At 40.3% G+C, this 10,542-nt stretch carries 11 protein-coding genes; 2 read left to right on the top strand and 9 right to left on the bottom strand.

What is annotated here, in order from left to right; genetic code table 11:
* Positions 1 to 19: 19 nt before the first annotated feature.
* Positions 20 to 280 (bottom strand): hypothetical protein, encoded by a 261-nt coding sequence (locus NT178_18120; protein MCX5814435.1) that lies wholly within the window; start codon positions 278 to 280, stop codon positions 20 to 22.
* 56 nt (positions 281 to 336) lie between these two features.
* Entirely contained in the window at positions 337 to 909 is a 573-nt protein-coding gene (locus NT178_18115) for a nuclease-related domain-containing protein (protein ID MCX5814434.1), read from the bottom strand.
* A gap of 278 nt (positions 910 to 1,187) precedes the next feature.
* On the opposite strand from NT178_18115, the gene NT178_18110 reads away from it, so the two are divergent.
* Together NT178_18110 and NT178_18105 are read left to right on the top strand one after the other, a co-directional pair.
* Complete coding sequence (locus NT178_18110) at positions 1,188 to 1,427, top strand: helix-turn-helix transcriptional regulator (protein MCX5814433.1); 240 nt, start codon at positions 1,188 to 1,190, stop codon at positions 1,425 to 1,427.
* Positions 1,428 to 1,848: 421 nt separating this feature from the next.
* Positions 1,849 to 4,020, top strand: coding sequence for an ATP-binding protein (locus NT178_18105; GenBank protein MCX5814432.1), 2,172 nt, complete (start codon positions 1,849 to 1,851; stop codon positions 4,018 to 4,020).
* Positions 4,021 to 4,056: 36 nt separating this feature from the next.
* Here the strand turns inward: NT178_18105 and NT178_18100 are convergent, their stop codons facing one another.
* The 7 genes from NT178_18100 to NT178_18070 all read right to left on the bottom strand — a co-directional run bounded on the left by NT178_18100 (position 4,057) and on the right by NT178_18070 (position 10,345).
* The gene (locus tag NT178_18100) at positions 4,057 to 4,242 is read right to left on the bottom strand and encodes a hypothetical protein (GenBank protein ID MCX5814431.1); all 186 of its coding nucleotides are present in this window, start codon (positions 4,240 to 4,242) and stop codon (positions 4,057 to 4,059) included.
* Positions 4,243 to 4,267: 25 nt separating this feature from the next.
* Positions 4,268 to 4,804: a hypothetical protein gene (locus NT178_18095; protein MCX5814430.1), complete on the bottom strand. Its 537-nt coding sequence runs from the start codon at positions 4,802 to 4,804 to the stop codon at positions 4,268 to 4,270.
* Between the two features lie 6 nt (positions 4,805 to 4,810).
* The gene (locus tag NT178_18090) at positions 4,811 to 6,130 is read right to left on the bottom strand and encodes an MBL fold metallo-hydrolase (protein ID MCX5814429.1); all 1,320 of its coding nucleotides are present in this window, start codon (positions 6,128 to 6,130) and stop codon (positions 4,811 to 4,813) included.
* Positions 6,120 to 7,079, bottom strand: a complete 960-nt coding sequence (locus tag NT178_18085) for a hypothetical protein (protein MCX5814428.1) — start codon at positions 7,077 to 7,079, stop codon at positions 6,120 to 6,122. Before NT178_18085 ends, NT178_18090 begins: the two co-directional genes overlap by 11 nt.
* Before the next feature lie 539 nt (positions 7,080 to 7,618).
* Positions 7,619 to 8,545, bottom strand: coding sequence for a WYL domain-containing protein (locus NT178_18080; GenBank protein ID MCX5814427.1), 927 nt, complete (start codon positions 8,543 to 8,545; stop codon positions 7,619 to 7,621).
* A 347-nt stretch (positions 8,546 to 8,892) separates the two neighbouring features.
* Positions 8,893 to 9,924, bottom strand: a complete 1,032-nt coding sequence (locus NT178_18075; protein ID MCX5814426.1) for a WG repeat-containing protein — start codon at positions 9,922 to 9,924, stop codon at positions 8,893 to 8,895.
* A gap of 76 nt (positions 9,925 to 10,000) precedes the next feature.
* Positions 10,001 to 10,345: a hypothetical protein gene (locus NT178_18070; protein MCX5814425.1), complete on the bottom strand. Its 345-nt coding sequence runs from the start codon at positions 10,343 to 10,345 to the stop codon at positions 10,001 to 10,003.
* Positions 10,346 to 10,542: the final 197 nt, after the last annotated feature.

Here is a 10,542-nt window from a genome sequence, read left to right as displayed (position 1 = left end):
CCCCCTGTTGGGATATCATCTATTTCAGTACCGCTTGAGCCAAGGACTTGATAAGGATCAGGGTAATCCCCATTACAATAATAAGACCCATTATTATTTTCTTATCGAGCTTGTGGTATTGCAATTTAAGATCCAATTCCAGTTTCTGCACTCTCTCTGTTAAGTCCATTCCTGATGGTGTTTTGCATCTTTTTGCAGATTCAACATAGTCTATGATTGTCTCCGCCTCTGATTCATTGAACTTACTTGCCAGTATTTTATAGACTCTTATTTTATCCATAACGTTTCTCCTTATTTGTTTGGTTGGTTTCCGGGGGATTTCTCCCCCGGTTTGTTTTATGCCGCCATGAGCTGGAGAAGATGGGTCTCGGTAGATTGTTGTATCATGGGGGACAGGGTATCTTTCTCAAGGAAAGCACTTTCCAGATCTTCCAGCTTTATGGCTTTTAGAATTGGCAGGTTGTCTATGGAGAGTATTACCTCCGGATGGGTGAAGACTATAAGTCCGTTGATCCAGGGTTTTATATCGTATCTTCCAAGATATCCTTTAAGCCATTTGATGTTTTGAATAAGCTGCATTGAGGGGTTATTTAATTTACCGATATAGGAGTTGCCACCTCTTCCCCTTTTAATCTGCCTCCATGTATTATTCGTATAGGTGATTATTCCCCGATGGTTCTTTACCTCGATGGCGTACAATCCTTTTGGTCCTATTACAAGGCAGTCTATATCGCCATGTTCTACGGGGACATTATAAAGAGCGGTATATTCATCGGAGAGGATGTTCTTAAGGTATGTCCTCAATGTATCTTCTCCTTCAATGCCTGTTTTACAGATTGAACGTTTCCTTAAATGGTTATTCGTTATGATAGCCCCTGCAATCATGGGTACTATACCTATTGCCGGCATGTTAAGGGCAATGCCTGCACCTGCTGCGGCAACCGCTGCAAGGCCTGTAACCCCTATGGCCCTGTTATGCTATATGAGGGTATCCCTCAAGTAATTTGACATATATGTCTCTTTCATGAAATCTCCTATTATTGTCTTATTCAGTTAGTTAATTATCACTACAGTACATATATTAGCTGATGGAGATATACATGTCAAACTATTTATAATCGTATGTTGATAATTAATTTCTTTTGATGATATATATTTAATACAAACTGATATGAGGGGTATAAGAGATGCTCATTATCAACCTGAAGGGGCTCATAGAAAAGAAAAGCGCTATTGAAAGAAGGAAGATTACCTATAAGGTAATTGAGCAGGAGACAGGAATAAAGGTACTTACCTTATCACGTATAGTGACAAACCATGATTACAATATCAGCCGGGGGGATATTGAGAAACTGCTGCTTTTTTTTCGGTGCCAGCCGAATGAGTTGTTTACGCTTATTCCTGATCAAGATAAAAGCAGGGATTAAGAGATAAGGGGTAGTAGACTGACCATTGAGAACTTCCCATTATCAACAGTTTTGATCAGATAGGTAATATAATCGACTTCAAATACAAATCTGCCCATAAGGCACCTGTCAGGATTTGTGGATAACCAGTTGAAAGGTGCAAATGCTTGGCAGATTGTTTTCTGTCCCTTCAGAATCTGGTCTTCTTCCCTACTACACAATTATACAACTTCATCAAAGATACAGAACTTCATGCGGTAATCGTCTGTTTATCGGAATCAAAACAACTGCCATACCCCTCAAATCATGGAAACTGACTTTTTTAACGGCATCTCTTGCTGATAATATTGTAAAAATAATTGTTTCTCACTGCCATAGTGTTGTCAGCATGGTGTGGTATTTATATCTCTGAAACAGAAATAATAATTTTCAGGGAGTAACGATGATAAGAAGAAGATCTTCCGGACGAGGAGTAAAAAGCGATGGCGAGTTTTTTTTCAATAGCGCATGTGAGGAAAAAACGGTTCTGTTGTATATTGCAAATATTATCGAATCGTGGCTCACGGAACGGTATCCAGATATCATATTCGGCCTCGTTTCAGATTTTCTGGGACTCAGAATAATCGGTGACATGATAAGAGAAGAATATCCCGAAGCACCCCTCTGCGAGTCTTCAGATGATTTTAATATCTGGATAAAGCATGATGCATCCAAGAACTATTTTGGCAAGATAATGATCGGGAAAGTTCTTTCTGAGATAGAAAACAAGCTAAATAAAATAATCTCCCAGGATGATGAAGAGCTATCAATCCGACTTAATAATATCAAAAGAGCATTCAGCCTTAACGATGAAGAAGTTGACATTCTTGCTTTCTTCTATTTTGTGTGGTTATATCAGCCCTTGGCCAATCGTTTGACTAATAACGGGGTAATAGACTTTTCTAACTATTCAACCTTCAAGAATATGGGCCATATTATCCTGGGACACGATAAAACTAAGTTTTTAAGCAATTTTTCAAAACGGCTGCTATTCACCGCTTCCCTCCTCGAAAAGAATCATGATTGCATAGAGGCAACTACATGGGCAGAAAACTATCTTTCCGGATTCTTAACAACCGATATATCCAATCAATTTTTCAACACCACAAATGATACCTGCCTTGATTTAAGGGATTTTGATGTTTCCGAGGAGGAACTTCTTATCCTCAATACCCTCATGGAAGGCGATAAGGGTTGTAACATCCTCTTCTATGGTCCGCCGGGAACAGGAAAATCATCCCTCGCGAAAGTGATTGCCAAACAGTATTCGAGGGAGCTTCTTTCCGTTAATATACCCAACGATGACGACCACAGCGACAGACTTCGCTCTGTATATGCTGCGTTTAATATGGCAGACAGGAACAGTTCTCTCATTCTTATTGATGAGGCCGATGAGATTCTCAATACCAGCGCTTCATTCTTTGTCAACAGCAAGACCAATAAAAGCTGGATCAACGGGATGCTCGAAACGCACGGGAAAAGAGCGGTCTGGATCACCAACAGAACGGGACAAATCCATCCATCCACCATGCGGAGGTTCTCCTTTACCATGGAATTCAAGAAGGTTACTACAAAAGGGCGACTCTCTATATTAAAACATGAGCTAAAAAAGAAAAGTCTTGAGTATATCTTCAATGATGAGGAACTTCATGACCTCTGCAAAGCATATCCCGTAGATGCCGGAGGGATTGTCAATGCAATCAACATCTGTGAAGGCCAATCAAAGCCGCAGAAAGACGTTGTCCTTAAGATGATCAAAACTGTTTTAAAAAATCATGAAAGGGCAACAATGGGTGAAGCACCTGCATTATCAAAGAAAAAGGATATGCGGCAGTATTTTCTCGAAGGACTCAATGTCTCACATGACCTTGACGAAATCATTTCAATCACCCGGCAATATGTAAAACTGCAGGAGCATAAAGAGCACTCCCTGCCGCTCCTTCTTTACGGACCACCGGGAACGGGAAAAACAGAATTTGTCCACTATCTGGGAAACATTCTCGACAAGGAAGTGGTTCTGAAAAGAAGCAGTGATATCAAATCAAAGTGGGTGGGCGATACAGAGGCGAATATTGCCGGTGCCTTCAATGAGGCCCAGACAGAGGGCGGTATACTTTTTTTCGACGAGGCGGACAGTTTCCTTTATCCGAGAAGTTCTGCCGATCATTCATGGGAAAAGAGCTTTACCAATGAAATCCTTGCCCAGCTTGACAGCTTCTTCGGTATTGTTATCTTTGCAACAAATGATATAGACGGATTAGACCATGCTGCACTACGGAGATTCCGCTTCAAGATAGAGTTCCATCCATTAACTCCTGAAGGCAATGTTCATTTCTACCAGAAGCTCTTGACACCACTGGTGAGCCACGGGTCTGCCATTTCTGAGCAGGACACACAACAGATAAGGTGTATGAGCAACCTTACTCCCGGCGACTTTGCTGTGGTGAAAGAACAATTTGTCTTTGTGGATGCAGCAGCAATAACCCATGAAAAACTGATTGCATCGCTTATGAATGAGGCAAGACACAAACAGGAGAAGAAAAGGGGGATAGGATTCTTGAGGGCAATCCAGTGATAAATGGTCAATCATGGAAGGCATATAAATTCTTGCTTATTCTTGTTTTACATCGACACCAGAAGTAGCCGCATATGTTACTATTTTTTCTTCATCAATTTCATATATCCGACCATCCATAGGCGACCGCAGCGACCAGTGTACACATACAATGTCTTCAAGCCAGCCGGCGTCGCTGAGGTTATCATGCAGCCACGGCTTGCTGCCAACCTCTCCAAGCACAAGACAATCTGATGAATAATTATAATTAGCACAACTTGCGTTTTCTGGAAATCCGTTGTTTTCTCTGACCTCTTTGTGCAGAAATTTCAGGCTCTTTCCAGAATACCACCTCGACAAAATACGCTGGAATCAAATCCTCATCTCCGAACCGGACAGAGCGACGGTATCGCGGGGAGCTTTCTATCTCCTGCTGCAATGCCTTGATACCTGCACATGCAAAAAGTTGCATACAAAAGTCTTTAAATGTAAAAAAGTCATTCTCTTTTACCTTTTTCCCGAGAATCCTTTTTTTCTGACCTGCTAACCGTGGATCCGCAAAAAACATGAACCTGATTTCGACGTTGTTGGAGTTGTTGTCAAGTTCGCACAAGAATATCTCAATATGGTTAAATACGCCAAGCGGACCATTCACTTTGTATGCATATATTTCTTCATGAGCCGAACAATCTTCATCATATATATCTGTATCCCATTTATCTGATTTTAGGGTTTGAAGCAATCTTTCCCAGACCTCTGTATATTCATGATCCCATCTCCTTTCTGGCTGCCCAAGTGTTTCCATGAAAACCTATACGGAAATCTCCTGTCCGTCTTCCAACTTGAGCACATTGGCGCCGAATTTCTCGTAAAGTTCAGGATAGAAAGTGTGAATGGGTATTATCGTTTTTGGTTTTACCACATCAATGACCTTCTTGAGTGTTCTCATACCTGCATGACCACTCGTATGAAGATGGATAATGTCTACGTCCTGGCTTTTGAGAAAATCCATCATCCTTTTCATCGGTGTTTCATCAAGATATCCCTGCCACTGGGAGTATATTGCCGATGCCCCATGAATTCCCTGCAACTGCTTCAAGTCTCCAAGCATGGAAGGCCTCACCAGCATAACCACCTTTTGTGGATTTTCCGATATCTGTCCCCGGTCTATCTTGAAGTCTTTGAACGCATACATCAATTCTTTTTTGTTAGTTCTTGCAAGGAGGTCACACAGCCTTTTTGGGAAAAAGACTTTCAATGTAGGGAAGTCTTTCTGAGATGGATATGGGATTCGAGGGGATCTCGTTGTGTTCTTTAGGGTATGAAGGACATGCGCAGTATATAGGTCGATAACAAACAGGCGTTTTGCTTTCCACGCAGCCTTGAAGCATGTCACAATCCTGTCGATGTTCTGTGACGACTGGAATACAATGGTCATTTTATTGCTTTTTTTGATAAGATTGGTCAATTCTACTTCAAGCTCCTCTTCTGTTTTCGAATTACGGTCAACCTGTCCTACCATCGTTCCTTCCAGCAGAAGCGCATCAACTCCCCTTGGGACATTTTCCAGAAACCATTCAAAGGCTTTTTCTTTTCTCCCGTGTTCCCTGAAATCACCCGAATAGATGATCTTACGGTCTTTGCTCTCGATGAGAAATGCCTGAGCATCAAAAGCAGAATGGTCCATCAGGTAAGGCGTAACCGTTAGACTCTTGATATGAGTAGGTTTTCCACTCTGAAGAATGATGGGGTTCTTTATCTGTTTACCCCTGTTAAAAAAACTCTTGTTAAGTTCAATAATACGCTGCGTTCCTTCGCTCAAGAAACACCGTATATCATCTCGTATATAATCCATGAAGCCGTAATGGTCTGCATGGGAATGTGAAATGAGTAGCCCGTCAATAGGTTTGTTGCCGGTATCCCATTCATACAGACCTTTTATATCAGGCAGTATCTGCTTTTCAACGAGTTCAGGGCCGGATAATTCCTTATATGCCTTCATATCGAATTTTTCTTTCTCTCTTGTAACAAGGGGCATTCCAATGTCTATGACGATACGCGTGTCGGAGTCCTTTACCTCAACACAGGAACCGCCTATTTCGTGAGTACCACGGTGAATTTTAAGTTTCAAGGCTCGTTCCTATAACTTTAATTCTCTGATTGTCTGCAAGTTGATAAGTAATATAATGTATAGGTATATCAACGTTAATATTAGAAGCATTGAGTAATTCTTGTTCTTGAGAAAATTTAGATTTATAAGTATCGGGAATTGCAACCACAGCATGAATTTTTAGATTTGAATATACGTTTTTATATCCACATAACGTATATAAGTGCTTCTTGAAGTTATCTCCTGTTTTATTAAACATATAGGACATGGTTACCGCATAAATGTATGCCTGCTTTGCAGCACCTTGATATTGGCCACCAGGTCTTTTTATTTCAATTGCCAACAAGGATGTTGTTCCTCTACCATATCGAGCAACAATATCTATGTGACCATCCTTGTAACCGATCTTTCCTCCGCGTGCACGTATTGGTATGAGCATCTGGAAAGGAACATTGTTTGCAATACAAACTGGCTGAATATTTTTAAAAGTTCCACAAAACTTTTTAATCGTAGGGTTGAACATTTCATCAAGAATAAATGTTTCTAAGCGGTGTTCGTCTTGTCTAACTGGTGGCGGTGGATTTTTTTCAAATCTCTCTCTAAATTTTTGAGCTTCAGCAGATGATCTCCAAGCGTATTCTCCATTTGGAAGATCGAACTTAAACCACTTATTGTTATCTTTAGCTTGTTTTGGGGTGATTACAAGGATAGGTTCCTTTTTGTTTTTCATAAATTTCATTATACCAGCAATTTGTCCTCCGTAACGAATACTAAATTTTGGTGTTTTTTTCATGGCCTGTCCAAAATTCATATACGCTCGTAAAAATCCTCTCATATGAAATTTTTGTCTATTTTTCTCTATGTTTTCCGAGTTATTAATTATCTTTTCATAATACTCATAAAATCTTTCTTCCCAATCCTGTTGGTTTTCTGATAATATCTTTTCGACTTCTTTTCTTACTTCGTTCATGTTCTCTCCACTTTTTTGAAAATTTGTAGTTTATATATCGGTCTTGAATCTCCGGCTAAAAAAGAAGAATTATCGATCCCATATACAACCCCAGGCTTCAGATCATTTAGCATAGGCCACTTTTTTTCGTGCTTCGGTATGAGATTGCTTGAGTTTTCTGAAAGCTCTGCATAAGATAAAAGGGCTTGTTTCAATCCTCAAGATATCACACGTTCCTGATGTCTGCCGATTGTACGTGCAATGCACACAAGAAATATGTCCTCCATTTGGCATATGTTTTCACTCCTTTTTTTGATAGGTTAGTTTTTTCTATCTCTGAAAACAAATTGTTGTTAAATTTATATTTAAATCTGCCAAGATGAGGTAATCCAATTTGTAAAACTTTACTAAATATTCTTCTTGTCCCATTTAACCCCTCCCTTTTAATCTGTTTTTAATAAGGCAGATATGATTTCTAATAATCATATATAGTAGCTTTATTCAAGCTGATATTTTTGTTAATAGTTTATTCTTTTCTACAACAACTATTTTATGCAGTTTCATTTCTTATGTCTTTTAATGGCTTCGTCAAGATCCTTGATAAACATATCTCTTAACTCTTCAGGGGCAATAACCTCTACAAAAGGTATCCACCTGTAGATCCATGGTTGTATGCCTTTTATGCCGTTTACAGTGAATCTTGCCTCTATACCTCCGTCCTCAAGCTCTTTAATCTGCTGGCTTTTATGCCATTTCTTTCTCAGGACAAGTGGCTTGCTCAGTTTGTCAAACCTCAGTACGACTTCTACAGGCTCACCGTCAATAAATGCCCCGAAGGCAGCGGACAGCTCATCATCAGGGGAGGTAGGCTTCGGGATAAAGTGCTCATCAAGAAGCGTTAAAGAAACTATCCTGTCAAGGGCGAAGGTTCTTGCAGCTTTTTCCAGATGATAATCTCCCCTGAGATACCAGATGCCTTCTCTGAAAAACAAATAGTATGGGTCTATACTACTTTCCGTTGGATTATCAGCATACAGCGCTTTATACACGAGCTTGATCCTCTGATAATTCGTTATGGCCTGGTGTATAAGACCAAGATACTGCTCAGATGCTACAGGCAAAGCATCTGCAGATAGGATGATATGTTTGAAGTCCCCTTTTTTTGGTGAAAGCTTATCCTCAATATCGGAAAGGCTTTTCTCCATACCCGGTCCGAAGTTTATGAGTAATTTCTTCGCAAGAGCAAAGGCAAGAGTCTCCTCTAACGAAAGGGTCGGTTTTTTAAGAGTATAGCCTTCGGTAAAAACGTAGCTATTCTTTATTTTATCGTATTCAATAGGGAATCCAGCTACCTGCAACGTACTTATATATCTGTGAACGGTTCTCCCGCTTACCTCAAGCTCATCCGTAAGAGATAAAACCGTTACGGTTTCTTTACTGTCAAGCTTGTTGAGGATAATAGCAAGTGAATCAAACTTATATGACATTTGCTGCTCCTTACGTTATTTACAAAACAATACCACACATAACTGACAGCATTATGTCATTGATTTATAAAATTGTGTATAGAATTGCATAATTTTTTGTCAATTTCCCCGCACCCCCTCATTACCCTATCCCACGATGTTGTACTGTATCTTGCCACTGATTCAGTAATAAACATTAGAGCCCTCAAAAACAGGTTTGCAAGGGTCTGGATGCACCAAGTTTTCACAATTTACCCATATCCCTTGATCTTGCCAATGGTGTGCAACAGATTTATGAGTAGCCATTAGAGGTCGTACTCTGTTCTGCGCAAATGCGGGTAATACTCTTCTGCAAATGCTACTGCTATTTATATCTCTACCCCTATTACCGCAAGACCTTCAGAGAATGAACATGCTTCGTAAAACTGAGGTTTAATAACATACTTGCCTTTTTGGTTGATATATCCATCTCTACCGTTTTCAGTATTTCGTGCATCTGCTATCCCCTCACTGAACTCTGATGCATGTGCAAAGATTGGCGGGATAATCATGTTTCCTTTTGCATCAATATATCCCCATTTGCCATCGAATTCAACGGGGCAGAGACCTTTGGAAAAAGCTCCGACTAAAGTGTAGCGAGGTTCAATGACAACCGCTCCTGTTTTATCGATATACCCCCATTTTTTTTCACTCATTATCGGTACCATGCCTTCCTTGAAATACTCGTGCCCATGATACTGATGCCGTATCACCATTTTGCCGGTTTTGTCGATATATCCCCATTGTCCGTCAACCACGACACTTGCCAGCCCATCCGAGAACGGAAGGGCTCCATCAAAGGAATACGGGAAAGCCTGTTTCCCTGTCTTGTCAGTAAATGAATATTTGTTGCAAGTTTTTACCTTTGCCAATCCTTCGGAGAATCCTGATGCTTCCTCAAATACAGGATCAATTACAAACTTACCTGTTTTATTGATATACCCATATTTGCCGTTTACCCTCACACATGCAAGGCCATCTGAAAAAGCGGAGAATGAAAGTTCATATTGTGGCGGGACAGCGAATTTACCACTTTTATCGATATAACCGCATTTTCCATCCAACTCTACACATGCAAGACCTTCATTAAAATCCATGGCTTCATCGAATTGTGCCGGAACGACACGTTTACCATTTTCATCTATATATCCCCATTTCCCATCGATCTGAACAGCAGCGCGGCCATCCAAGAATCCTAAGGCTAATTCAAAGCGAGGTGCAATGACTATTTTACCTGTCCTGTTGATAAAACCATATCTGATGTTTGTATGGCGGGATTTGCCATTCAATGAGGGTGTGAGCCAAAGTGAAAACATGGCGCCCGTGCCGGCAAGAAACTTAAGAAATGTTCGTCTGTCCAAAGTCATCCTCCCTATGACAGTATAACGAATCATTTTGCCAACAGTCTGGCAGTGTGTTCTTTTTTTACATAATATTTTACGCCTTCCTCTTAATGTCTTCCTGCTTCATGTTTAGAGTCAGCTTATCCAGAAAGAGCGACATTCCTGACGATAACCCGCGCATCGTATAATACTCACTGTGGAGCGCCCTTAAATCACTTTCGGCGCCCTCGTCTCCCTGGAATAATACTTGCGCAAGGCCTACTGATATTTTTTTCCAGTTGTTGCCGTATTTTTTCATCAGACTGTAGGATTCCCAGTTGAATTTCTCTGCCATAAAAACAAGAGCAGGGATGACAATGGACAGATCATCCTTGGAAAATAAGTTTTGGGTGTTGAGCATTCTCAGGGCATTGATGATGTTGCTTTTTTGAGTTGGCATGTTTTTTATCCTTTGGGTTTTTATTAGTACCTATCGTGAATGCTTTTAAAGGTTGTTTCCCGTCCCTATTTTTCAAATATATTTTTTAACGGAAGGAAAATACTACAATGATACGAAGTTTTAGTGATGGGGAGTGATAAGAATCCTTCCATTGTGTTTCTAAATGTGAGTCCGGTTAATGTTCGATGTGCTCAAAT

It is taken from the genome of Pseudomonadota bacterium (assembly GCA_026388255.1).
In the GTDB taxonomy this organism is placed as follows: Bacteria; Desulfobacterota; Syntrophorhabdia; order Syntrophorhabdales; family Syntrophorhabdaceae; genus JAPLKB01.
This window is presented reverse-complemented; position numbering and strand designations above follow the sequence as displayed.

Excerpts from the sequence above, each read along its gene's own strand:
- NT178_18120 (MCX5814435.1), bottom strand. The coding sequence starts at position 280 with ATGGATAAAATAAGAGTCTATAAAATACTGGCAAGTAAGTTCAATGAA.
- NT178_18115 (MCX5814434.1), bottom strand. The coding sequence starts at position 909 with ATGCCGGCAATAGGTATAGTACCCATGATTGCAGGGGCTATCATAACG.
- NT178_18110 (MCX5814433.1), top strand. The coding sequence starts at position 1,188 with ATGCTCATTATCAACCTGAAGGGGCTCATAGAAAAGAAAAGCGCTATT.
- NT178_18105 (MCX5814432.1), top strand. The coding sequence starts at position 1,849 with ATGATAAGAAGAAGATCTTCCGGACGAGGAGTAAAAAGCGATGGCGAG.
- NT178_18095 (MCX5814430.1), bottom strand. The coding sequence starts at position 4,804 with ATGGAAACACTTGGGCAGCCAGAAAGGAGATGGGATCATGAATATACA.
- NT178_18085 (MCX5814428.1), bottom strand. The coding sequence starts at position 7,079 with ATGAACGAAGTAAGAAAAGAAGTCGAAAAGATATTATCAGAAAACCAA.
- NT178_18080 (MCX5814427.1), bottom strand. The coding sequence starts at position 8,545 with ATGTCATATAAGTTTGATTCACTTGCTATTATCCTCAACAAGCTTGAC.
- NT178_18070 (MCX5814425.1), bottom strand. The coding sequence starts at position 10,345 with ATGCCAACTCAAAAAAGCAACATCATCAATGCCCTGAGAATGCTCAAC.